Origin of the sequence: Aurantimonas sp. HBX-1 (genome assembly GCF_021391535.1) — a bacterium.
Taxonomy (GTDB): Bacteria; Pseudomonadota; Alphaproteobacteria; order Rhizobiales; family Rhizobiaceae; genus Aurantimonas.
The window spans coordinates 2,974,940-2,997,838 of sequence record NZ_CP090066.1; the positions used below are offsets into that span (position 1 = coordinate 2,974,940).

The window sequence follows — 22,899 nt, forward strand, 5'->3', positions numbered from 1 at the left end:
GCTCTCGAAGGGTTCGGCCGCGACCCGGATCGCGGTCGCGCGGCATCGTCGGTTGGGCGTAACGTCGGGCATCGTCAATCGGGCGCTGGTCGCTGCAGCAAGCCTTGCGCAGGCGCGCCGAGATCGCGCGCGAAGCTCGCCGATGGCGGCTCAAGACCACAATCGCGCGTTTCTTTCAAGTCTCGGCCGCGCGTCTCAGCCGGAGCCGATCCGGTTCGCGGCTTCCAGTGCCGACTTCTGCGCCGCGGCGTCGAGACCCCGGAAGAAATCGTCGAGGACCGGATCGGTGTTGGACAGGCGCTTCGCGAGCACCGCCCATTTGGCCGCTTCAACCGTGTCCGGCGCGGTGCCGATGCCGTCCTTGTAGAGATGCGCCACCCGGTTGACGGCGATCGGGTTGCCCCGCTCGGCGGCGCGCTTGAGGAAGCGGAACCCCTCCTCCGGCAGCGCCTCGCCGCCCTTGCCGTTGATCAGCCAGATGCCGTACTCGATCTGCGCGATGTCCTGGCCGTTGATCGCCGCCGCACGCAGCCAGGCGCGGGCGCGGGCGACGTCGGCGGTGACGCCGCGGCCATAGGCGTAGATCTGGGCCATCGCATATTGCGCGTCGGGAACGCCGGCATTGGCAGCCTTCTCGAACAGCGGCGTGGCCTCCTCGAAACCGGCATTCGGCGCCGCCTCGATCAGCATCTGGGCGTAGTTGTACTGCGCCAGCGGCAGGCCCTTGTCGGCGGCCGCCTTCATCAGGTCGCGGGCCTGGGCGAGGTCCTCCTTACCGGCGGTGCCGTCGAGCAGCATCATCGCATAGCGGAACTGCCCTTCGGCGCTGCCGGAGCCGGCGGCTGCCTCGTACCACTTGGCGGCGGCCTGCAGATCCTGCGGCACGCCGAGGCCGCGGGAATAGATCTCGCCCAGCAGCGTCTGCGCCGCCGGGTCGCCGAGATTGGCCAGCGGCTCGGCGATCTTCAGGGCCGAGAGATAGAAGCCGCGCTGGAAGGCGCCGTAGGCAAGGTCCGCCCGCGCCGGCGCGTCGGTCTTAGGCGCGTCACGTTCGGGCGCCGCGGAGGGCGTCGGCAGGTCGTCGCCCTGCGAGCCGCGCAGCATCTCGTCGATCGTGACCTTGCCGTCGTCCTCCGCCTGCGCGGCAGCGGGGATCACGGCCAGCGCGACGACCATCCCGCCGAACAACGGCGGCAAGAGCGTCCGGAGCAGGCGGCGGCGCATCAGGCAGCCTCGCTTTCCATGTATTCGTCGAACAGGGCGTTGGCCCGTGCGACCGCGGCGCCGGCCGACTGCGGCTCGGCGAAGACCGCCGCCGACACCGCGACGAACTCGGCGCGCGTCGCGGCTGCCTCGCTGACGCTGTCGATGCTGGCGCCGGCCATGACGATGCAGGGCACCTCGACGATCTCGGCCCACCATTCGGCCATGTCGAGATTCTTCTCGTGCGCCTCGTCGGCGACGTCGGCGCCGAGGCGGCCGAAGAACAAATAGTCGGGGAGCTTCTCGCCGGCCTCCAGCGCCTCGTGGCGCGTCTCGAAGCCGGATCCGCCGACGATCAACTTCGGCGCGAAGCGCTCGATCGTCTCGGCCAGCGCGGCGATGTCGCCACCGGTGACATGGATACCGTCGGCGCCGACCCGGCCGGCACAGCGCGTGTCGTCGACGATTATCGCCGCGGCCCCGGCCTCCTGGATGATCGGCACCAGCAGTTCGGCAAGGCGCTGGAACGCCGCGTCATCGCGCCCGGCAGGGTCGATGATCACGGAGGCGACGTCGCCGCCGGCGAGCGCCGCGCGCATCGCGGCCTCGGCATCCGCGTCGGAGAGCGGGGTGGTGATGAGGACGAGCCTCGGACGGATCAGGTCTTCATTCATCGGCGGACGAGGTTCTCGCGGGAGTTCTGGCTGATGTCGCAGCGACACTTGGACGCCCGGCGGGGTTTTAGCAAATCCCGCGTGGCTTGCGAAACGCGCCATGCACACAAGCGCGCGAGCGCCGGCACGCCGACGCCGCCGTGCCGGACGGCGCAGGCGGCCGATGATCGGCCCGCGAGCGGAATGATGGCGACGGTTGCCGGGGCCGCGGCGCCGACGGTAAGGATGATGTCCCACCGTCACCACACCGGCCCGCCGCTTGATCACCGACCCCCTGTTCTATGCCTTCGCCATTCCGTCGGTCCTGCTGGTCGGCCTGTCGAAGGGCGGCATCGGCAGCACGTTGACGCTGCTCGCCGTGCCGCTGATGGCGTTCGTCATCGACCCGGTGACGGCAGCCGGCATCCTGCTGCCGATCCTGGTCGCCACCGATCTGATCGGTCTCGTCGCCTGGCGCGGCGAGTTCGACCGCGCGGTGCTGCTGTCGACCCTGCCTGCCGCCTTCGGCGGGGTGGCGTTCGGCTATTTCGCCGCGGCGCTGGTTCCGCCGGATGGCATCCGCGTGGTGCTCGGGCTGCTGTCGCTGTGGTTCGCCGTGCGCTGGTTCGTGTCCTCGCGCCACGAGACGCGGGCCCGGGCGCCGAGCCGGCTCCGGGCCGGCTTCTGGAGCGCACTCTCGGGCTTTGCGAGCTTCGTCAGCCACGCCGGCGCGCCGCCCTACCAGATCTACGTGATGCCGCTGCGCCTGCCGCCATCGATCTACGCCGGCACCTCGGTGATATTCTTCGCCGCCGTCAACGCCGCCAAGCTGCCGGCCTATTTCCTGCTCGGGCAGTTCTCCGCCCAGAACCTCGCCACCTCGGCCGTGCTGCTGCCGCTGGCCCTGGTCGCGACGCTGGCAGGCGTGTGGATCGTGCGGCGCATCGATGCGGCGGCGTTCTACTGGATCGCCTATGGCGCGCTCGTCCCGGTCGGGCTGAAGCTCACCTATGACGGGATCGTCGGCCTCTCGTCGTGACGGGCGCCGCGCGGTCTTCTATGAGTCCGGAAAGAGCTAAGAAACCGACGGGGGAACCATGGGCATCTATGACGAGCATCTGGACCGCAACCCGGCGAACTATCAGCCGCTGACGCCCCTCACCTTCCTGTCGCGGGCCGCGCAGGTGCACCCGGACCGGACGGCGATCGTCCACGGCTCGCTGCGCCGGAACTACGCGGATTTCTACCGCCGCTCGCGGCAGCTCGCCTCGGCGCTGCAGCGGCGCGGCATCGCCCGCGGCGAGACGGTGGCGGTGATGCTGTCGAACACGCCGGCCATGCTGGAGGCGCATCACGGCGTGCCGATGGCCGGCGCGGTGCTGCTGTCGATCAACACGCGGCTCGACGCGGCGATCATCGCCTTCCAGCTCGACCACGCCGAAGCGCGGGTGGTGATCGTCGACCGGGAATTCTCGGCGGTGATGCGCGAGGCGCTGGCGACCGCGGCGTGCCGGCCGCTGGTGATCGACTATGACGATCCCGACTTCCCCGCCGACGCCCCGGCCGCCAAGGGAGATGCCATCGGCAGCCTGGAATACGAGGCGCTGCTGGCCGAGGGCGACCCAGACTTCGACTGGCAGATGCCGGACGACGAGTGGGACGCGATCTCCCTCAACTACACGTCCGGAACCACCGGCAACCCGAAGGGCGTCGTCTACCATCACCGCGGCGCGGCGCTGATGGGCTATGCCAACGTCATCGCCGCCGGGCTCGGGCGCCATCCGGTGTATCTGTGGACGCTGCCGATGTTCCACTGCAACGGCTGGTGCTTCCCGTGGACGCTGGCGGTGCAGGCCGGGACGCATGTGTGCCTGCGCTGGGTGCGGGCGAAGGCGATGTACGACGCGATCGCCGAGCACGGCGTCACCCATCTCTGCGGCGCGCCGATCGTCATGTCGATGCTGATCAATTCCGACGAGAGCGAGAAGCGCGCCTTTCCGCAGAGCGTCGTCTTCAACACCGCCGCCGCGCCGCCGCCGCAGGCGGTGCTCGCAGGGATGCGCGACGCCGGCTTCGAGGTCACGCATCTCTACGGGCTGACCGAGACCTACGGCCCGGCCGTGGTCAACGAATGGAAACAGGACTGGGACGCTCTCGAGGGTCCGGCGCGCGCCGCGCAGACGGCGCGCCAGGGCGTTCGCTATCCGGCGCTCGAGGATCTGGCGGTGATGGACGCGGAGACGATGGTGCCGGTGCCGGCCGACGGCGAGACGATCGGCGAGGTGATGTTCCGCGGCAATATCGTCATGCGCGGCTACCTGAAGAACCAGGCGGCGTCGGCGGAGGCATTCCGCGGCGGCTGGTTCCACTCCGGCGATCTCGGCGTGATGCACGAGGACGGCTATATCGAGCTCAAGGATCGGGCGAAGGACATCATCATCTCGGGCGGCGAGAACATTTCGTCGATCGAGGTCGAGAACGCGCTCTATCAGCATCCCGATGTCGCGACCGTGGCGGTGGTGGCCAAGCCGGACGAGAAATGGGGGGAGACGCCGCTGGCCTTCGTCGAGCTGAAACCCGGCCGCAGCGTCACGGCGGAAGCGCTGATGGAGCACTGCCGGGCCCGTCTCGCGCGGTACAAGTGCCCCAAGGAGATACGGTTTGCCGAGGTGCCGCGGACTTCGACCGGCAAGATCCAGAAATACGTGCTGCGAAAGATGCTTGGATAGGGTTCGGCGACCGGGCGCGGGGCATTCCCGCACCCGGCGCGAGGCTCAGTTCCTGGGTTGGCGGAGACGTTCGATCTCGTCCTTCAGCTTCAGCTTCCGCCTTTTCATCTCCGCGAGTTCCGCATCCGTCATGGCTGGCTTCGAGACCAGCGCGGCCGAAATCTCGTCATCCAGCGCCGTGTGGCGTTGTTCGAGCGTCGCGAGATGGGTATCCAAGGACATGGCTTCTCCCTTCGTAAGTGAGGCCGCGGCCTGTCTGCCAAAGCCGCGGCGTCGACCGTTCGAAGGTGTCACAATTCGGTAGCACTGTCGAACGGCGGACGGGTCCATCGCTATCGCCTCAATGCGGCATTTGTTAATCATCGCCGGGCCCGCACAATGGCAATGCCGGGGCACGATTCGACGGCGAGCAAGCGTTCCGAAAGGGTGATGATGGCGGATCAGGAACAGGCGGGCCTGAGGCTCCAGGTGGCACGCCTGCGGCAGGAGCACGCGGATTTCGACGCCGCCGTGAACGCCATGGAGGCCATGGGCTGCGACCGGCTCCAGGTGCAGCGCATGAAGAAGAAGAAGCTCGCGATCAAGGACCGCCTGCAGGACCTCGAGGACCAGATCATCCCGGACATCAGCGCATGAGCGCGCCCGCCGCATTGCCGCCGGTCGCCATCATCATGGGCAGCCAGTCGGACTGGAGCGTGATGAAGAACGCCGCCGACACGCTGGACGCGCTCGGCGTGGCGTATGACGCACGGATCGTCTCGGCGCACCGGACGCCGGAGCGGCTGTACGAATTTGCCCGCGGCGCACGCGACGCCGGCTTCAAGGTGATCATCGCCGGGGCGGGCGGTGCGGCGCATCTGCCGGGCATGGCGGCGGCGCTCACCCCGCTGCCTGTGTTCGGCGTGCCAGTGGAAAGCCGCGCACTGTCCGGCAAGGACAGCCTCCTGTCGATCGTGCAGATGCCGGCCGGCATCCCGGTCGGGACGCTGGCGATCGGCCGCGCCGGCGCGGTCAACGCCGCGCTGCTCGCCGCCGCCGTGCTGGCGCTCTCCGACAGCGCGCTCGCGAACCGGCTCGACGCCTGGCGGCAGGCCCAGACCGACGCGGTGGCGGGCGCGCCGCGGGACGAATCATGAGCCTGGCGCCCCTCCCCGCCGGCAGCATGATCGGCATCATCGGCGGCGGCCAGCTCGGCCGAATGCTCGCCATGGCGGCGGCCCGCCTCGGCTATCGCGTAACCATCCTCGACCCGGACGCCGATTGCCCGGCGGCCCAGGTCGCCAGCGAGATCGTCGTCGCATCCTATGACGACGTCGCAGCCCTCGGCCGCCTCGCCGGAAGCTGCGACGTCGTCACCTACGAGTTCGAGAACGTGCCGGTCGAGCCGGTGCGCGCGGCGATCGGCGCCGCGCTGCTGCATCCGCCGGCGGAGGCGCTGGAGGTGGCGCAGGACCGCGTTGTCGAGAAGGCGTTCCTCAACGGCATCGACGTTGCGACCGCGGAGTGGCGGGCGATCGACTCGATCGAGGAGCTCGACCATGCGCTGCTCGATCTCGGCGGCGACTGCATCCTGAAGACCCGCCGCTTCGGCTATGACGGCAAGGGCCAGGCGATCATCCGCCCGAGCGGACCCTACGCCAACGCCTTCGAGAGCCTCGGCAGCGTGCCGTCGATCCTCGAGAAGAAGGTCCCGTTCGCCTACGAATGCTCGGTGATCGCGGCGCGCGGCGCCGACGGTTCCGTCGCCGCCTACGATCCGGCCGAGAACGTCCACAGCCTCGGCATCCTGCGGCGCTCCACCGTGCCGGGCCGGGTCGACCCGGATGTCGCCGAGGCGGCGAAGGCGATCGCCTCGCGCGTCGCCGACCGGCTCGGCTATGTCGGCGTCATCGGCGTGGAATTCTTCGTGCTCGCCGACGACAGTCTGCGAGTGAACGAGATCGCGCCGCGCGTCCACAATTCCGGGCACTGGACGGAGGCCGCCTGCGCCGTGTCGCAGTTCGAGCAGCATGTCCGCGCCATCGCCGGCCTGCCGCTGGGCGCGGCTCAGCGGCATTCGGACTGCGTGATGGAGAATCTCATCGGCGACGAGATCGGCCGCGTCGGCGAACTGCTCGCCGAGCCGGAGACGGTGGTGCATCTCTACGGCAAGGCGGAAGCTCGGCCGGGGCGCAAGATGGGCCATTTCACCCGGCTTTCGCGGCGGTAAGTCCGGATGGGTGAGCGGCGCAACGGAAAGTGCCGGAAACGCCGCGACTCGTTGACAATGCGTGCCGGCAAAGCTATCTCGGCACCACTTGCGTAGCAGGCCTCGGCCGGCGCGCCCCTTCCCTATGCGGCGGAACGGAAAGGATCCGATCGTCGCTTCAGACGATCCGGTGATGTCATGAAGATCAAGAATTCGCTCAAGGCACTGAAGACCCGCCACCGCGCCAACCGTCTGGTTCGCCGCAAGGGCCGCGTCTACATCATCAACAAGGAAGCCCCGCGCTTCAAGGCCCGCCAGGGCTGATCCCGAGCCGGCCGCCTTCGGGCAGGCCGCTCACCGAGATTTCAGTTTGACGGCGCGCATGGGGGACGTAGGTTCTCCCCATGCGCGCCGTCCTGATTTCTGCCGCCCTCAGCCTCGCGATCGCCCTGCCGCCCGCCGCCCCTGCCCTCGCGCAGGGCACCGAGCCGCCGGCGGCGATGCCCGAGTTGGCGCCCGACGCCCCGCCCGGCTCCGAGGAACCGCCGATGGTCCTGCCGGCGCCGGACGAGGAACTCGAAGAATCCCCCGACGCCTTCGGCAGCGAGCCGCTGCCGGACGGCGATGCACCGGAAGCGTCGGCGACCGACGACGCCGCACCGGCCCGGCCGGAAGCGACGATCGACGGCCTGTTCGCCGAGCTCCGCAAGGAGCCCGACGAGGGCAAGGCGCGACTCATCGCGTCGCGGATCGAGCGGCAGTGGCGCCGCAGCGGCAGCGCCACGATCGACCTCCTGATGATGCGCGCCGCCGAGGCGATGGCGGAAAAGAACGCCGCGGCCGCCCGCGACCTGCTCGACCAGGCGCTGGTTCTCGCGCCCGATTATGCCGAGGCGTGGAATCGCCGCGCGACGCTCAGCTTCACCACCGACGACTGGGGCAAGTCGCTGGCCGACATCGAGCAGACGCTGTTGCGCGAGCCGCGCCACTGGGGCGCGATGATGGGCCTTGCCACGATCCTCGAACGGACCGGCCACAAGGACAAGGCGCTGGAAATCTACATGCAGGTGCTGGCGGTCTATCCGGCGCTCCGGTCGGCGCAGGACGCGGCGGGACGGCTGTCCGACGAGCTGGTCGGCCCGCTGCTCTGAAAGCCCCAGTGCGATACCGGCTCACCCCGGCGAAGGGTGACGGCGGGGACGCTGCGCCTCGCCATCACCGGCCTTGGGTGACGCGGCGCCTCAGACGGCCGAGAGGCCGTCCGAGCCGATATAGGCGATGCGCAGCATGTTGGTCGCGCCGGGGGTACGCAGCGGCACGCCGGCAGTGACGATCAGCCGTTCGCCGGAGCGGGCATAGCCCTGCTCCACCGAGATCCGGCAGGCGCGGTCGACCATGTCGTCGAGATCCTGCGCGTCCTCGGTGACGACGCAATGCAGGCCCCAGACCAGCGACAGGCGGCGGGCGGTCTGCACCACCGGCGACAGCGCCAGGATCGGGATCTGCGGCCGCTCGCGCGCGGTCCTGAGGCCGGTCGTGCCGGTCGCCGTGTAGGTGACGATCACCGCGACGCCGAGCGTCTCGGCCATCTGCCGGGCGGCGAGCGAGACGGCATCGGCGCCGGTCGGCTCGGGCGCCGGGCGCTGGGCGAAGATGATGCCGGGATAGAGCGGATCCTTCTCGACCTGCACGGCGATGCGGTCCATCGTCGCCACGGCCTCGACCGGATAGTCGCCGGCTGCCGATTCCGCCGACAGCATCACCGCGTCGGCGCCTTCGTAGACGGCGGTGGAAACGTCCGAGACTTCGGCGCGCGTCGGCACCGGCGCCGAGATCATCGATTCCAGCATCTGGGTCGCAACGACCACCGGCTTGCCGGCCTTGCGGGCGGCGCGGGTGATGCGCTTCTGGATGCCGGGGACGGTCTCCAGCGGCAGCTCGACGCCGAGGTCGCCGCGGGCGACCATGATGGCGTCCGACAGTTCGATGATCTCGTCGAGGCGTTCGACCGCCTGCGGCTTCTCGATCTTCGACAGCAGGAAGGCGCGGCCGCGGGCGATCTTGCGGGCCTCGGCCAGATCGTCGGGACGCTGGATGAAGGAGAGCGCCACCCAGTCGACATTCTCGGCCAGCACCGCGTCGAGATCGCGGCGGTCCTTGTCGGTCAGGGCGCCGGTCGCCAGCGTCGTGTCGGGCAGGCTGACGCCCTTGCGGTCGGAGATCTTATCGCCGGCGACGACGCGGCACTTGATGTGGTGCTGGTCGGTGGAGATGCAGACGAGCTGCAGCCGGCCGTCATCGATGAGCAGCCGGTGCCCCTCCTGCACCGCGGCGAGGATCTCGGGATGCGGCAGGTAGACGCGTGTCGCGTCGCCCGGCGCCGGATCGTCGTCGAGGGTGAATTCCTGGCCGACGGTGAGCGTGACCTTACCCTCGGCGAACGGGCCGACCCGCAGCTTCGGGCCCTGCAGGTCGGCGAGGATGCCGATCGGACGACCGACCGCTTCCTCGACCCGCCGGATCCGCTTGACCAGTTCACGCATCGTGTCGTGGTCGGCATGGCTCATATTGATCCGGAACACGTCCGCGCCGGCTTCGTGCAGCTTGCGGATCATCTCTTCCGAAGACGAAGCGGGTCCAAGCGTGGCGAGAATCTTGACCCTGCGATTGCGTCTCATTGTGTGTCCGTACCTTCGCGTGGCGCCTCGGTGAGCTGGACCATCCAGCTCGCCTGCTCGCCGGTATCGTATTCACGGAAGCCCATCTTCTGGTACCCCCGCTGGAAGCAGTCCTTGACGCCGGCGATCTTGAACTCGTTCTCGGCGATGCAGAGGCTGACGGGGCCGGCCCAGCGGCCGTTGCCGTCGGCATCCTCAGCGTAGAGATAATAGTAGCGGGACGACAGCGGCCCCTCGATGATCGACTTGCAGGTTGTCGCCGGGATGCGCCACCACCCTTCCGTGGTCCATCCGGCCTCGGCGCGGTAGCCGATGGCGACGCCGACCAGCGACTGGGTGCCGTTGCAGACGCGGAAATCGGCCTTCGCGGCATTGGCCGTCAGCGGCGCGGACAGGACCGTCAGGCCGATCGCGACCACGCCGGCTGTCGCAACATTCCACAGCCAGCGCAGGGAGTCAGATTTCATCACGCTATCCTCGCTATGCGGATCGGGTCGCAGAATGCCTCTTCTTCGCATAGCGGCCAATGCTGTCAACGACGTGACTTTCGTGAGGCTGGCGGCGGGCGCCACCGTCGAACGCGGCGGCCCGGCGGCACCGTCGCCGGTAGGGAACGTCGCCAGCCACGCCGGCGACAGGACGCCGCCGGCGCCGAACCGGCGCGGCAACGCACCCCGACCTAGCCTATCGTGCCGCAATAGGCGAGCCCGCCCGGCCCGGTCGCCGCACTTGATCGAAGTCCTTACCGGAGCGATATGCGGGGCGAGCACCCGCAGGACCGTAAAGAGGGAGTCGCAGGATGGACGAGATCAGCGAAAGCCAGCGCATCGAATACGAGGCCGCCGCGTTCCGGCGGCTGCGCGATCATCTGCGTGCCCGCACGGACGTGCAGAACATCGACCTGATGAATCTCGCCGGCTTCTGCCGCAACTGCCTGTCCAACTGGTACCGGGACGCTGCCGCGGCGGACGGCCGAGAAATCAGCAAGGACGAGGCGCGGGAAATCGTCTACGGCATGCCGTACGAGCAGTGGCGCGAGGCCTACCAGACGGAAGCCGCCCCCGATGCCACGGCGCGTTTCGAGACGTCCCGCCCGCACGACTGACGAGAGACGCCCCGGCCACCGGCCGGCCCATTCAACGAATCGCCGGCGTCTGCTAGGCCGCTGCGCGAATGCCGCATGACGGCGCCATACGGAGACCGGACATGTCCGACGTGCATGATGTCGCTCAGGATCAACTGCGCTCGTTCGTCGAGCGGATCGAACGACTCGAGGAAGAGAAGAAGACCATCGCGGACGACATCAAGGACGTCTATGCGGAAGCGAAGGGCAACGGTTTCGACACCAAGGTGCTGCGCCGGGTGATCTCGCTGCGCAAGCAGGACCAGAACGAGCGCCAGGAACAGGAGGCGATCCTCGACCTCTACCTGCAGGCGCTCGGCATGGCCGCCGACATTCCCAAGGACTGACGGTTTCCTCCCGACATGAAAAAGGCCCGCGGGAAACCGGCGGGCCTTTTTTCGTCGCGACGGCAGCGAGCTGCCGACGGGGTGGTTAGCGTGCCGCGGCGCGGCGGCGCTTGTGGCCGAGACCCATCTGCTTGGCGAGGCGCGAACGCGCGGCCGCATAGTTGGGGGCAACCATCGGATAGTCGGACGGCAGATCCCACTTCTCCCGATATTCCTCGGGCGTCAGGTTGTAGTGGGTCATCAGGTGGCGCTTCAGCGACTTGAACTTCTTGCCATCCTCGAGACAGATGATGAAGTCATCCGTCACCGACTTCTTGACCGGCACGGCCGGCTTCGGCTTCTCGGCCAGCGGCGCCTGGGGCGCGATGGTGGTGCGGCCGAGCGCGCCGTAGACGTCGGAGATGAGTCCCGGGAGTTCCGATACGGGCAACGAGTTGTTGCTGACATAGGCGGCCACCACTTCGGCGGTCAGCTCCATCAGCATCTCGTTGTTGTCGACGTTTTCAATCTGATCCATTTTTTTTCCAATCGTATGCGAAGAAGGGGAGCGGACAAGCTGTTCCGCAGTCGTGCTCTCCGCGGCAGCGTACATGATGCGAAATTTTCGACGGCGCATTGTGCGAAACAGCGCGCTTCGAATTCTGTATTTATAAGCCTATACTTAATGTCAAGCGCGGACGTTGCAATCCCAAGGTTTTTTTGTTTCTGCAAGAGCCGCAACAGGTGCAATATTGAGCAGTCGGAGACCCCGACGCCCCGCTGTTACGCGCGGGTAAGAATTCACAGAGCGCGTAGACAGGCCTCTGAACTAAGCCGCGGCCGCGCAATTCTTTCCGGGATTTAATTTCGGCGGCAAGTGCCGGCGCAGCCACTAGTTTCCGGCAGGATTTGATTTCGCCGACGAGTGGTATTGATGGCCGGGATACACGTTTTGCTCGCGTCAACGGTGGATACGCGGACGCGAATTCGTAGCGCCTTCGCAGCAGCACGGCCTTCATCTCGACGGGATCTGAGGTATGCACGGAGCCCGCGGCAGCGCTGACACAATCGGCGGCCACGTACCGGCAGATCGGTGCCTCTCGGCTTTAGGCCGATGCGGCGCATCCATCCCCCGGCACATCCGTCGCCTGAAGGACCGGGGCCGAGAAGCCGAGGTAGATCTTCCGGGGGGAAGCAGAGACGACGCGGCAGATCAGCCACCGTGCCGCGACGTTGCCAGCCGCGAACTGCTTGCTGATTGCGACGGGCGACTATGCGCCGCCGGTCGCCGAGACTCCGGTGGGTCCTGCCTACTGCAGCTTCACCAGGGGAAGGAAGGTCACAGCCGAGCCGGAGAAGCGCCCGGTTTTCTCGGCAGCCGTCGCCGGCGCGAAGCCCGCGGCAAACACCGAGGACGGAACGTCGCCGACCAGACGGTGCCCGTCCGGCATCTGCTGCGGCATGTCACGGGCACGCTCGGCCGGATCGGCGACGAGCGTGGCTACGGCGATCCGCGAAGCGATGGCCTCCTGCGGGTCGACGGTCACGGCTCTCGCCGGCGGCATTACGGCCTCTTTCAGGACGCGCCCGCCCTTGCCGGCGATCAGCGGCGCACGGGCCGGCTGCAGCAGCGGTGTCGGGCGGCTCGCCGCGGCGGTCAGCAGCGGCTCGGCCGGCGTCGCCTTCGGCTCGACCAGCGGGCGCGGCGTCACTGCCGGCGCCGCGGCGACGGCCATCGGTTCGGCCGCGGGGGCAGCGGCGGGTGCGGGCGATGCGGCCGGTACGGGAGCGGCGGCCGCGGCGACGGGCGCCGTCTCCTTCAGTACGGCGTCGAACTGCGGCCGGTCACGCGGCCGGGGAACGGCGTAGGCCAGCTGGCCGGAGGCGACGGTTTCGGCGGCCTGGGTCTCGAGCGCCGCGACCAGCGTCGACACGGCGTCCGATTCGGCTGCGACCGGCAGTTCCGGCGTGGCGCGCGAGGGCGCCCAGGTCGGGACCGGGATCTTGGCCGATTCCAGCGCCGCGACTTCCGTCTCGGCGGCGGGCGCCGCCGCAGGGGCCGGAGAACTCACGTCGAAACGATCGCCGACGGGGACGGCCACCGCGTTGGGCAGGCTCTGCGTCGGGCGCGACTGCGGCACGACGGAGGCCACGGCGACGGCCGGCTCAGGCTGCCGGGCCGCCGGCTGGCGGGCTGCCGGCGCCACATCCGCCTCGTCCTCCGCCTCGTCACTGCCGCCGCCGAACAGCATGGCGAGCAGGGTCTTGCCGCCGCCGCCGGAAGCGGTGGCATTGGCGACCTGGATCTCGGAAGCGCCCTTGCGCTGCTTGTAGGAGGCGAGCGCCTGCTGGTAGCCGGGCAGCGGCTTGCCGTCGGACGGCACATGGACGGTGTTGCCTTTCGGGAAGACCGCGAGCAGTTCCTTGCGGCTCATGCGCGGCCAGTGCCGGGCATTGCCGACGTCGAAATGCACGAAGGGCGAGCCGGAGCGCGGATAATAGCCGACGCCGCCGATCTGCATCTTCAGGCCGATCTCGCGCATCTTCTTGAGCGGCACGCCGGGAATGAAGAAATCCATCGCCTTGCCGAGCGTGTGCTGGCTTTTCTTCGCGACACCCGAACTGCGCGAACGCAGCATGGAGTTGGTGGCGGGGGAGCGGTAGGAACTGACGACGTTGATGGGGTTGCGCGAGCCGGTCTGGCGGTAGGCTTCCCAGACCAGGTCGATGAGGCGGGGATCGATCGTGGTCGGCTCGTTGCGGCGCCAGTCACGCAGGAACCAGTTGATCTTCTTCATCTCCGAGGAGACGTAGCGGCCGTTGCGCTTGTAGGCGAACGTCCCCTGTTCCTTGTTGTGGACGTTGTAGAGCTTGATGGTCCGGGTCTCGGCTTTCACCGTGGTCGTCGCGCAGAGTCCGAACATGACCAGTGCGGCGAGCGTCGCGATGCGCTTGGCCATACGGCCCGCGCCGGCGGTGTGTCCGAGCATTCGGTATTCCCCTCAAAACCGCTGCAGGCCCCGCGCCTGTCCCCCGGGGCACTGCTGTCATAGGAACTGCCACCCAATACGTCCAGTTTTTCCAAAACTGCGGCATCAAGATGACAGTCGCCGATCTTCCTGCGGATTTTGCTCCGAAAGCGTTAAGCTCCAATTAAGGTTATTTGACCCGACTTCGCCGCTGCTCACGCGACACGGAGGATTGAATCGGCCGCCGGAACGTCAGGCGCCGATATTGTATTCGCGCATCTTGCGGTAGAGCGTCGACCGTCCGATGCCCAGCCGCCGCGCGATCTCGCTCATCTGGCCGCCATACTGGCACAGCGCGACACGGATCACATCCGCCTCGATATCCTCGATCCGGCGGATCTGTCCCGCCTCGTCCCGCAACGGGAACTGCGTCGCGGCCGCGCAGGCGTCGGCGCCGGCCGAGACCGCGGCGGCGGTCGGCTCGCCACGGGGGCCCGGCGTCGCGGTGTCGTTCGGCACCGGCAGCGCGCCCACCGAGACCAGCGCCGCGACGGGCGCGAAGTTCGCCGCCTCCAGCGTCTCCGACTCGCTCAGCACGAGGGCGCGGTAGACGGCGTTTTCCAGCTGGCGGATGTTGCCCGGCCAGTCGTAGCGTTGCAGCAGATCGAGCGCGCCGCGCGACAGGATGCGTCCCGGCGCCTGCCGCTCGAGCTGGCGGTAGCGCGCCAGGCAACCCTTCGCGAGGCCCGGGATCTCCCCGCGGCGCTCGCGCAATGGCGGTATGCGGATCTCGAACGGGTTGAGCCGGTAGTATAGGTCTTCGCGGAAGCGCCCCGCCGCCACGGCGGCGGCAAGACTGCGGTTGGTCGCCGCGATGATCCGCACGTCGACGTGACGGGTCGTCGAGCCCCCGACGAGGTCGACCTCGCCCGTCTGCAGCACCCGCAGCAGCTTGACCTGCGCCGCCATCGGCAGTTCCCCGACCTCGTCGAGAAACAGCGTGCCGCCGTCGGCCTGGAGAAACTTGCCCTCGTGGCGCTGGCCGGCGTCGGTGAAGGCGCCCTTCTCATGGCCGAAGAGGATGCTTTCGGCGAGATCGGCGGGGATCGCGCCGCAATTGAGCGTCACGAAAGGCCGCTTGGCGCGCCCGCTCTCCGCCTGGATCGCCGTCGCCAGCCAATCCTTGCCGACTCCGGTCTCCCCGTGGATCAGCACGGGGATCGCCGAGCGGGCCGCCTTTGCCGCGGCGGCCAGCACCGGCCGCAGCGCCGGGGACGCCTCGGCATCGGCCAGGAGCGGGCGGCTGGTGCCGGCCGTACCGCGGCGCCGCGGCGCCGCCTGCATGCGCACCGCACTGGCCAGCACGTCTCCGAGCTTTTCGGGCGAGAACGGCTTGACCAGGAAGTCGAACGCCCCGGCCCGCATCGCCTCGACGACCGTCTCGATCGACCCCTTGGCGGTCTGCACGACGACCGGGATGTCGAGTTCGCGGCGGCGCATCTCGGCCAGCACCTCGAGTCCCCCGGTGTCGGGCATGATCAGGTCGAGCACCACCGCCGTGACGGCGCCGCGGTGGCGCCCGTCGAGCGCCTCCAGCGCGGCGCGCCCGCCGCCGCATGAAATTGGCGTGTAGCCCATGCGCGTGACTTGGGCGTCGAGCAATCGGCGTTGTATAGGATCGTCATCGACGATGAGTACGAGTTGCGACCCGTCAGCCTCCGACCTCGTCCCGGCGCGAGGGTGCCCCACTTTGGCACGACCGACTGAAATTCGGCTGAACGGACATGATCAACCGTTGCGTTCCGATTTGCCTAAAATCGGAACGACAATGCCCGATGTCCGCCTGCCCTCCAGAACGAGCATGACCCGATGAACCTGCCTTTCCGTCCGACCTTTTCCGCCGTCGAGTCCGCCCGGGGCGAGGCTGCGGCGCTGCCCGAATGGAACCTCGCCGATCTCTACCCGTCGATGGACAGCCAGGAGCTCGCCGACGATCTCGCCGAGGCGCGCCGCCTGGCGGAGGCGTTCCAGACGCGCTGGCGCGGCACGCTGACCACGGCAGCGACGACCGGAGAGCCGAGCCTTGCCGAGGCGATCGTCGCTTTCGAGGCGCTGGAGGAACTGCTCGGGCGGATCATCTCCTATGCCGGGCTGATCTATTCGGGCGACACGTCGGATCCGACCCGCGCCAAGTTCTACGGCGACATCCAGTCGGCGGTGACCGACATCTCGTCGCGCCTCCTGTTCTTCCCGCTCGAGCTCAACCGGATCGACGATGCGGTTGTCGATGCCGCGATGGATCGGGACCCGGCCCTCGCCCACTACCGGCCCTGGCTGGTCGACCTGCGCAAGGACAAGCCGTTCCAGCTCGAGGACCGGGTCGAGGAACTGTTCCACGAGAAGGCGATCACCGGCCGCGGCGCCTGGAACCGGCTGTTCGACGAGACGCTCACCTCGCTGCGCTTCACCGTCGACGGCGACGATCTGGCGCTGGAGGCGACGCTCAACCTGCTGCAGGATCCGGACGGCGAGAAGCGGCGCAAGGCCGCCAGCGCGCTGGCCAACGTCTTCAGCGAGAACCTGCGTACCTTCACGCTGATCACCAACACGCTCGCCAAGGACAAGGAGATCTCCGATCGCTGGCGCGGCTTCGAGGACGTCGCCGATTCCCGCCACCTCGCCAACCGGGTCGAGCGGGAAGTGGTCGACGCGCTGGAGAAGGCGGTGTCGGACGCCTACCCGTCGATCTCGCACCGCTACTACGCGATGAAGGCAAAGTGGATGGGGCTCGAGGTGCTGGACTTCTGGGATCGCAACGCGCCGCTGCCGGATGCCCGCCGCCGCGACATTTCCTGGGACGAAGCGCGCGAGACCGTGCTGTCGGCCTATTCCGGCTTCTCGCCGGAAATGGCGGCGATCGCCGAGCCGTTCTTCGCCAAGGGCTGGATCGACGCGGCGATCCGGCCCGGCAAGTCGCCGGGCGCGTTCGCCCACCCGACGGTGCCCAGCGTCCACCCCTATGTGCTGCTCAACTACATGGGCAAGCCGCGCGACGTGATGACGCTCGCGCACGAGCTCGGCCACGGCGTCCACCAGGTGCTGGCCGGGCGCCAGGGCGCGCTGATGGCGGCGACGCCGCTGACCCTGGCCGAGACCGCCTCGGTGTTCGGCGAGATGCTGACCTTCCGCTCGCTGCTCGACCAGACGAAGACCAAGGCCGAGCGCAAGACGCTGCTCGCCTCCAAGGTCGAGGACATGATCAACACGGTGGTCCGGCAGATCGCCTTCTACCAGTTCGAGCGGGCGCTGCACGAGGAGCGCCGGCAGGGCGAGCTGACCACCGAGCGGATCGGCGAGATCTGGATGGACGTCCAGGCCCGAAGCCTCGGCCCGTCGCTGCGGCTCGGCGACGGCTACGAGACCTACTGGACCTACGTGCCGCACTTCATCCATTCGCCGTTCTACGTCTATGCCTATGCCTTCGGCGACTGCCTGGTGAACTCGCTCTACGCGGTCTACGAGAACTCCGAATCCGGCTTCCAGGAGAAATATTTCGAGATGCTGAAGGCCGGCGGCACCAAGCATCACTCCGAGCTGCTGCAGCCCTTCGGCCTCGACGCCTCCGACCCCGCCTTCTGGTCGCGCGGCCTCGCCATGATCTCCGGCTTCATCGACGAGCTGGAGGCGATGGAGGATTGAGGCGGGACGGCGGAGGCGCCGTGCATTCGCTCAGGCGGCGCGCGCCAGCCGCTGCCGCATGCCCTCGGGATCGTCGTAGATGACGTCGATGACGTGGCGCGCAAAGCTGTCCGGCCCGGTGCGGCCTTGCTCCCAATTCTGCAGGGTCGATCGCGGTATCCGCAGAAGAGCGGCGAATTCGGCCTGGCTCAGGCGCAGCCGCGCCCGGATCGCCTGCAGCTTCAACGCTGTGTCCAACGGCGGCGCGGGCGCGTCGCTCCAGTCGGGGTTGTCGAAGGGCTCCGCCATGCGGTGAGACCATACGCTGTTCGCGTATAGTCCGCCAGTTGCAGAGGCGGCTCGCGTCGCCCGCCTCTCCCCAGCCCTCACTCCCAAGCGTCGCCCCATTCCAGCCGGCGGGCGCTGCGGAAGGTGTCACCTTCGCGCTTGGTCACCAGCCGCTCCTGCAACGTGCCGGCGGCGGTGCAGAGCTTCAGCTGCACCTTGCCGCTGCCGCCGCGCGGCGGCGCCAGCACCCGCGCCGGCGGCGGCGGGGCGGCTTCACGGGCGACGGCGAGATAGATGAACTTCTCGTCTTCGTAGGGCACGGTGCCGCCCTTGGTCAGCCGGTGGGTGCGCGAGCGCTCGACCCGTTCGGCGAAATGGCACCAGTCGGGCGGCGTCAGCGGACAGGCGGTGGCATGCGGGCATGGCGCCAGGATCGATGCGCCCTCGGCCAGCAGCTGGTCGCGGGCGGCAAGGATCCGCTGCCAGCCGCCGGTGGTGCCCGGCTCGACTATCACCAGCACCTGGCGCGCCAGGCGCCAGAGTTCGGCGACGAGGCCGGGGATCGCCGAGGGCGGCAGCTCGTCGAGGACGTAGGCGAGCGTCACGAGGTCGGCCGGCTGGCGGGCCGAGAGGGCGGCCAGCGCGTCGGCCTGAACCCATTCGATCGCAACGCCGGCGTCGGAGAGACCCGTCTCGCAGAGGGCGCGGCCGACGGCGAGAGCCGGCGGGCTCGCCTCGACGAGCGTTGCGGCGCCGAGGCTGCCGAAGGTGTCGAGCGCCGCCCAGAGCGCCGTCCCCGGCCCTGCCCCGACGTCGAGCAGCGACTGCGGCGCGAAGGCCGGTTGACGCACAGCGACGGCGGCAAGGCTCGCGCGCACGGCGGCGAAGGTGGCCGGCATGCGGGCCGCCAGATAGGCCAGCACCGCCGCCTCGCCGTCCAGATGGCGTTTGCCGTCGCGGGTCTCGGCGCGGTAACGCTGCGACAGGCGCGCGCCTTCGTTCCGCAGGCCCTCCAGCGGCAGTGCATCCAGGCGGGCGTCGAGGGCAAGGCGCAGGGCCGGCGGAAGCTGCATCGAGGGTCTCGGCCGTTACACTCGGGGGAAAAGTCAGGCAGGGCGGGTTATGGCACGACAGGAGACGATCTGCCGGCCGCGCGGCTGGCGAGGCCCCTCGCCCTTTCATTTGTCACCTAACTGTCCTAGCCCCTGTCTAGGAACTGTTCTAGCGCCTTCGCCGAACCCCTCGGCACAATTTCCCTACCAGGAGGGCTGTCCATGAAACGCGGCAAGCACCCGATCCACGCAAGAATTTCCGGGCCCATCGTGATGATCGGCTTCGGCTCGATCGGCAAGGGCACCCTGCCGCTGATCGAGCGGCACTTCGATTACGACAAGGCGCGCTTCACCGTCGTCGACCCGGACGATTCCGGCCGGGCGCTGCTCGACGAGCGCGGCATCCGCTTCGTCAACGAGGCGGTGACCAAGAAGAACTACGAGGAACTGCTGACGCCGCTGCTGACCGAAGGCAAGGGTCAGGGCTTCTGCGTCAACCTCTCGGTGGACACCGGTTCGCTCGACCTGATGAAGCTGTGCCGCAAGCTCGGCGTGCTCTACATCGACACGGTCGTCGAGCCATGGCTCGGCTTCTATTTCAACGAGTCGCTGTCGAACGCCGACCGCACCAACTACGCGCTGCGCGAGACCGTCCGCAAGGAGAAGCGCAAGCATCCGGGCGGCACCACGGCCGTCTCATGCTGCGGCGCCAATCCCGGCATGGTCTCCTGGTTCGTCAAGCAGGCGCTGCTCGACGTCTCGCGCGAGATCGGCCTCGAATTCACCGAGCCCAAGACGGACGACCGCGAAGGCTGGGCCAAACTAATGAAGCGCGCCGGGGTCAAGGGCATCCATATCGCCGAACGCGACACGCAGCGCGCCAAGGCGCCGAAGCCGCTCAACGTGTTCTGGAACACCTGGTCGGTCGAGGGCTTCCTCTCGGAGGGCATGCAGCCGGCGGAACTCGGCTGGGGCACGCACGAGAAGTGGATGCCGAAGAACGCCCGCTCGCACAAGAAGGGCCACCAGTCCGGCATCTTCCTCGAGCAGCCGGGCGCCAACACGCGCGTCCGCTCCTGGTGCCCGACGCCGGGGCCGCAATACGGCTTCCTCGTCACCCACAACGAGTCGATCTCCATCGCCGACTACTTCACGCACCGCAACCGCGACGACGAGGTGACGTACCGGCCGACCTGTCACTACGCCTATCACCCGTGCAACGACGCGGTGCTGTCGCTCGACGAGCTGTTCGGCGCGGCCGGCAAGATCCAGCCGGAGCATCACGTGCTCGACGAGAGCGAGCTTCTCGACGGCATCGACGAGCTCGGCGTGCTGCTCTACGGCCACGACAAGAACGCCTACTGGTACGGCTCGCAGCTGTCGCTCGAGGAGGCGCGCAAGCTGGCGCCCTACCAAAGCGCCACCGGACTGCAGGTGAGCTCGGCGGTACTCGCCGGCATGGTCTGGGCGCTGGAGAACCCCGAGACCGGGATCGTCGAGACCGACGAGATGGACTATCGTCGCTGCCTGGAAGTGCAGCAGCCGTATCTCGGCCCGGTCAAGGGCTACTATACCGACTGGACGCCGCTGAAGGATCGGCCGGGACTGTTTCCGGAAGACCTCGACGAGAAGGACCCGTGGCAGTTCAGGAACATCCTCGTCAGGTAACCGTTTGCTTTCCGGCCCTTTCATCTTGACGGGGCCGGTGAAGCTGCGGCTTCTCCCACTGGTGGCGACGGCAAGCCACCGCGACGGAGCGCATGATGACGGATAGCGAAGCCCGGCGGCAGGTAGTCGAGGCGGTCATGGATGCGGTGATGTCGGGCTCGCCCGGCAATATCGCGCGCCATTTCGCGCCGGGTGCGGTGTTTTCCCAACGCAGCAACGCCGCGATGGCAGACGCGCCCTGGTTCGGGCGGATGGAAGGCGAGTTCCGGCTGCAGGGCGAGGAAGAGGCGACGGCCTTCCTGCAGGAGCTGATGAAGCGCACCAACTACATCTCCTACGAGCCGCGCGGGATCGTCTGCGAACTCGACGAGGCGGCCAGCCGTTGCGACTGGACGCGCCGCGACGAGAAGACCGGCACGCTGATCACCGGCACGACGATGTACTGGTTCGCCTTCACCACAGACGGAAGAATCCGCTCGATCGAAACGATCGGGTCGATTCACTCGGTCCTGGCACCCCGGCGGCCCGAACCGGTCTGACGGCGGCGCAGCCGCGATGACAGCGTTGCGCGATTGGTCTAACCTTGACGCTTGGGAGCTTGGGAATCATGCCCTATGGCTGGTTCCTCATAGTATCGTTGTGTTCGCGCGGGCCGCTGGTCGAAGGCAGCGCAGTCAGTAAGGACCCGTCATGCGCCGTTCCGCCCTTTGCCTTTCTCTCCTCGCCCTGACGCTGGCAGCCTGCCAGTCCCAACAGCAGGCGTCCCTCGCCCCCTCCCTGCCACCGCAGCAGCAGATGCCGCTCGGTGTCGAAGGCAACTGGCGCAATGTCGGCGGCCCGGTTCCCTACACGGCACGGTTCCAGAACGGCCGCTTCACCTCCGCCGAGAGTGCCACCAACGGTCTGCTCGCCGAGGGAACCTACACCACGACGGGTCCGGGCCAGATCCAGATCACCTACCGTTCGCTGCAGCGGAACCAGCAGCTGGCGGCCAACTGCAACCATGCCGCCGGGCAGATGACCTGCACCGCCGCGGACGGATCGAGCTTCAGCCTGGCGCGCGGCTGAACAATTCGTCGCACCGGCAGGACGGTCCGTCGCGTTTCGCCTGCGGATAAAGCCGCCTATATCGCCTGAACGAGACGGAAAGCGGCGGCACGTATATCAGCGGCCGGCCGCCGGTGGCCCGCCGCGCCAAGCGGAGTGCCGAAACTGCCTGAGGATGCGCCGATGAACGCCCTGACCAAGACGATCGCCGAACGGGCGACGGGCCCGCTTCCCGCCGGTCACCCGACGGTGAAGCAGCCGAAGGTCGGCGTCCTGCTGGTCAATCTGGGCACGCCGGACGGCACCGACTTCAAGCCGATGCGCCGCTATCTGAAGGAGTTCCTCTCCGACAAGCGGGTGATCGAGTGGCCGCGCGCCGCCTGGTATCCGATCCTCTACGGCATCGTGCTGAACACCCGCCCGAAGAAATCCGGCGCCGCCTATGCGGAGATCTGGAACACCGAGCGCAACGAATCGCCGCTGCGCACCTTCACCCGGGCGCAGGGCGAGAAGCTGGCGCTGCGGCTGGCCGGGCGCGGCGAGATCGTCGTCGACTGGGCGATGCGCTACGGCAACCCGTCGATCGCCGAGCGCACCGACTACCTGATGGAGCAGGGCTGCGACCGCATCCTGGTCTACCCGCTCTACCCGCAATATGCGGCCTCGACGACGGCGACCGTCAACGACAAGTTCTTCGAGCACATGATGACCAAACGGTGGATGCCGGCGGTCCGCACCGTGCCGCCGTATCACGACGAGCCGATCTACATCGACGCGCTCGCCCGCTCGATCGAGACCTATCTCGCGACGCTCGACTTCGAGCCGGAGCGGGTGATCGCCTCCTATCACGGCATCCCGCAGAGCTATTTCCGCAAGGGCGACCCGTATCACTGCCACTGCCAGAAGACCTCGCGGCTGCTGGAGGAACGGCTCGGCTGGCCGAAGGGCCGGCTGATGACCTGCTTCCAGTCGCGCTTCGGCCCGGAGGAATGGCTGCAGCCCTACACCGACAAGACGGTCGAAGCCTTGGCGAAGGAGGGCATCAAGCGGATCGCGGTGCTCAATCCCGGCTTCGTCTCCGATTGCCTGGAAACGCTGGAGGAGATCGCCGGCGAGGCGGGCGAAATCTTCCACGAGGCGGGCGGCGAGCACTTCGCCCACATTCCCTGCCTGAACGATTCCGAGCCCGGCATGGACGTCATCGAGGCGATGGTGCGGCGCGAGCTGCGCGGCTGGGTCGACTGACCCGGACGGCGGCTTGCGGCGGCCCGGCGGGGCGGCGATAGTCTCCCTGCGG

The 22,899-nt window shown here is 68.2% G+C and carries 24 protein-coding genes; 14 read left to right on the forward strand and 10 right to left on the reverse strand.

All coding sequences use genetic code 11. From position 1 onward, the window contains the following. Positions 1 to 195 precede the first annotated feature (195 nt). Together LXB15_RS14175 and LXB15_RS14180 are read right to left on the reverse strand one after the other, a co-directional pair. A complete protein-coding gene (locus LXB15_RS14175; RefSeq protein WP_233949062.1) occupies positions 196 to 1,224 on the reverse strand; it encodes a tetratricopeptide repeat protein in 1,029 nt (342 codons plus the stop codon). Further along, a complete protein-coding gene (locus LXB15_RS14180; RefSeq protein ID WP_233949063.1) occupies positions 1,224 to 1,877 on the reverse strand; it encodes a thiamine phosphate synthase in 654 nt (217 codons plus the stop codon). The genes LXB15_RS14175 and LXB15_RS14180 overlap by 1 nt, the downstream gene beginning before the upstream one ends. A gap of 259 nt (positions 1,878 to 2,136) precedes the next feature. Between LXB15_RS14180 and LXB15_RS14185 the strand changes: the two genes are divergently transcribed. Both LXB15_RS14185 and LXB15_RS14190 read left to right on the forward strand, forming a co-directional pair. Beyond that, positions 2,137 to 2,895 (forward strand): sulfite exporter TauE/SafE family protein, encoded by a 759-nt coding sequence (locus tag LXB15_RS14185; RefSeq protein WP_233949064.1) that lies wholly within the window; start codon positions 2,137 to 2,139, stop codon positions 2,893 to 2,895. 58 nt (positions 2,896 to 2,953) lie between these two features. Next, positions 2,954 to 4,585 (forward strand): acyl-CoA synthetase, encoded by a 1,632-nt coding sequence (locus tag LXB15_RS14190; protein ID WP_233949065.1) that lies wholly within the window; start codon positions 2,954 to 2,956, stop codon positions 4,583 to 4,585. A gap of 45 nt (positions 4,586 to 4,630) precedes the next feature. Here the strand turns inward: LXB15_RS14190 and LXB15_RS14195 are convergent, their stop codons facing one another. Continuing rightward, on the reverse strand, positions 4,631 to 4,807 hold the full coding sequence (locus LXB15_RS14195; protein WP_233949066.1) for a YdcH family protein: 177 nt from the start codon (positions 4,805 to 4,807) through the stop codon (positions 4,631 to 4,633). Positions 4,808 to 5,017: 210 nt separating this feature from the next. Here LXB15_RS14195 and LXB15_RS14200 point away from each other — a divergent pair, with 210 nt between their 5' ends. The 5 genes from LXB15_RS14200 to LXB15_RS14220 all read left to right on the forward strand — a co-directional run bounded on the left by LXB15_RS14200 (position 5,018) and on the right by LXB15_RS14220 (position 7,924). Beyond that, positions 5,018 to 5,221: a YdcH family protein gene (locus LXB15_RS14200; RefSeq protein WP_163043892.1), complete on the forward strand. Its 204-nt coding sequence runs from the start codon at positions 5,018 to 5,020 to the stop codon at positions 5,219 to 5,221. Beyond that, entirely contained in the window at positions 5,218 to 5,721 is a 504-nt protein-coding gene (gene purE / locus LXB15_RS14205) for a 5-(carboxyamino)imidazole ribonucleotide mutase (RefSeq protein WP_233949067.1), read from the forward strand. Before LXB15_RS14200 ends, purE begins: the two co-directional genes overlap by 4 nt. After that, positions 5,718 to 6,794 carry a 5-(carboxyamino)imidazole ribonucleotide synthase gene (locus LXB15_RS14210; protein ID WP_233949068.1) on the forward strand — a complete coding sequence of 359 codons (1,077 nt, stop codon included), beginning with the start codon at positions 5,718 to 5,720 and terminating at the stop codon, positions 6,792 to 6,794. The genes purE and LXB15_RS14210 overlap by 4 nt, the downstream gene beginning before the upstream one ends. 177 nt (positions 6,795 to 6,971) lie before the next feature. Beyond that, on the forward strand, positions 6,972 to 7,097 hold the full coding sequence (ykgO, locus tag LXB15_RS14215; RefSeq protein WP_163043889.1) for a type B 50S ribosomal protein L36: 126 nt from the start codon (positions 6,972 to 6,974) through the stop codon (positions 7,095 to 7,097). Between the two features lie 80 nt (positions 7,098 to 7,177). Beyond that, positions 7,178 to 7,924, forward strand: coding sequence for a hypothetical protein (locus tag LXB15_RS14220; RefSeq protein ID WP_233949069.1), 747 nt, complete (start codon positions 7,178 to 7,180; stop codon positions 7,922 to 7,924). Positions 7,925 to 8,014: 90 nt separating this feature from the next. On the opposite strand, the gene pyk is transcribed toward LXB15_RS14220, so the two are convergent. Both pyk and LXB15_RS14230 read right to left on the reverse strand, forming a co-directional pair. After that, complete coding sequence (pyk, locus tag LXB15_RS14225; protein WP_233949070.1) at positions 8,015 to 9,451, reverse strand: pyruvate kinase; 1,437 nt, start codon at positions 9,449 to 9,451, stop codon at positions 8,015 to 8,017. Beyond that, the gene (locus LXB15_RS14230) at positions 9,448 to 9,918 is read right to left on the reverse strand and encodes a DUF1036 domain-containing protein (RefSeq protein WP_233949071.1); all 471 of its coding nucleotides are present in this window, start codon (positions 9,916 to 9,918) and stop codon (positions 9,448 to 9,450) included. Before LXB15_RS14230 ends, pyk begins: the two co-directional genes overlap by 4 nt. A gap of 332 nt (positions 9,919 to 10,250) precedes the next feature. Here LXB15_RS14230 and LXB15_RS14235 point away from each other — a divergent pair, with 332 nt between their 5' ends. After that, entirely contained in the window at positions 10,251 to 10,556 is a 306-nt protein-coding gene (locus LXB15_RS14235) for a DUF1244 domain-containing protein (RefSeq protein ID WP_233949072.1), read from the forward strand. A 101-nt stretch (positions 10,557 to 10,657) separates the two neighbouring features. Further along, positions 10,658 to 10,921 (forward strand): DUF2312 domain-containing protein, encoded by a 264-nt coding sequence (locus LXB15_RS14240; protein ID WP_233949073.1) that lies wholly within the window; start codon positions 10,658 to 10,660, stop codon positions 10,919 to 10,921. Positions 10,922 to 11,006: 85 nt separating this feature from the next. Here the strand turns inward: LXB15_RS14240 and LXB15_RS14245 are convergent, their stop codons facing one another. The 3 genes from LXB15_RS14245 to LXB15_RS14255 all read right to left on the reverse strand — a co-directional run bounded on the left by LXB15_RS14245 (position 11,007) and on the right by LXB15_RS14255 (position 15,618). Continuing rightward, on the reverse strand, positions 11,007 to 11,438 hold the full coding sequence (locus LXB15_RS14245; RefSeq protein WP_233949074.1) for a MucR family transcriptional regulator: 432 nt from the start codon (positions 11,436 to 11,438) through the stop codon (positions 11,007 to 11,009). Between the two features lie 772 nt (positions 11,439 to 12,210). Next, a complete protein-coding gene (locus tag LXB15_RS14250; RefSeq protein WP_233949075.1) occupies positions 12,211 to 13,890 on the reverse strand; it encodes a DUF882 domain-containing protein in 1,680 nt (559 codons plus the stop codon). Between the two features lie 231 nt (positions 13,891 to 14,121). Further along, a complete protein-coding gene (locus LXB15_RS14255) occupies positions 14,122 to 15,618 on the reverse strand; it encodes a sigma-54 dependent transcriptional regulator (RefSeq protein WP_255696603.1) in 1,497 nt (498 codons plus the stop codon). Positions 15,619 to 15,738: 120 nt separating this feature from the next. Between LXB15_RS14255 and LXB15_RS14260 the strand changes: the two genes are divergently transcribed. Next, a complete protein-coding gene (locus LXB15_RS14260) occupies positions 15,739 to 17,568 on the forward strand; it encodes a M3 family oligoendopeptidase (RefSeq protein WP_233949076.1) in 1,830 nt (609 codons plus the stop codon). Between the two features lie 30 nt (positions 17,569 to 17,598). On the opposite strand, the gene LXB15_RS14265 is transcribed toward LXB15_RS14260, so the two are convergent. After that, positions 17,599 to 17,856: a DNA-binding transcriptional regulator gene (locus tag LXB15_RS14265; protein WP_233949077.1), complete on the reverse strand. Its 258-nt coding sequence runs from the start codon at positions 17,854 to 17,856 to the stop codon at positions 17,599 to 17,601. Positions 17,857 to 17,933: 77 nt separating this feature from the next. Then, on the reverse strand, positions 17,934 to 18,908 hold the full coding sequence (locus LXB15_RS14270) for a small ribosomal subunit Rsm22 family protein (RefSeq protein WP_233949078.1): 975 nt from the start codon (positions 18,906 to 18,908) through the stop codon (positions 17,934 to 17,936). Positions 18,909 to 19,109: 201 nt separating this feature from the next. Between LXB15_RS14270 and LXB15_RS14275 the strand changes: the two genes are divergently transcribed. The 4 genes from LXB15_RS14275 to hemH all read left to right on the forward strand — a co-directional run bounded on the left by LXB15_RS14275 (position 19,110) and on the right by hemH (position 22,847). Further along, positions 19,110 to 20,555: a homospermidine synthase gene (locus tag LXB15_RS14275; RefSeq protein WP_233949079.1), complete on the forward strand. Its 1,446-nt coding sequence runs from the start codon at positions 19,110 to 19,112 to the stop codon at positions 20,553 to 20,555. Between the two features lie 95 nt (positions 20,556 to 20,650). Beyond that, positions 20,651 to 21,094, forward strand: coding sequence for a nuclear transport factor 2 family protein (locus tag LXB15_RS14280; protein WP_233949080.1), 444 nt, complete (start codon positions 20,651 to 20,653; stop codon positions 21,092 to 21,094). 151 nt (positions 21,095 to 21,245) lie between these two features. Then, positions 21,246 to 21,623, forward strand: a complete 378-nt coding sequence (locus LXB15_RS14285; protein ID WP_233949081.1) for a hypothetical protein — start codon at positions 21,246 to 21,248, stop codon at positions 21,621 to 21,623. A gap of 162 nt (positions 21,624 to 21,785) precedes the next feature. Then, on the forward strand, positions 21,786 to 22,847 hold the full coding sequence (gene hemH / locus LXB15_RS14290) for a ferrochelatase (RefSeq protein ID WP_233949082.1): 1,062 nt from the start codon (positions 21,786 to 21,788) through the stop codon (positions 22,845 to 22,847). Positions 22,848 to 22,899 lie beyond the last annotated feature (52 nt).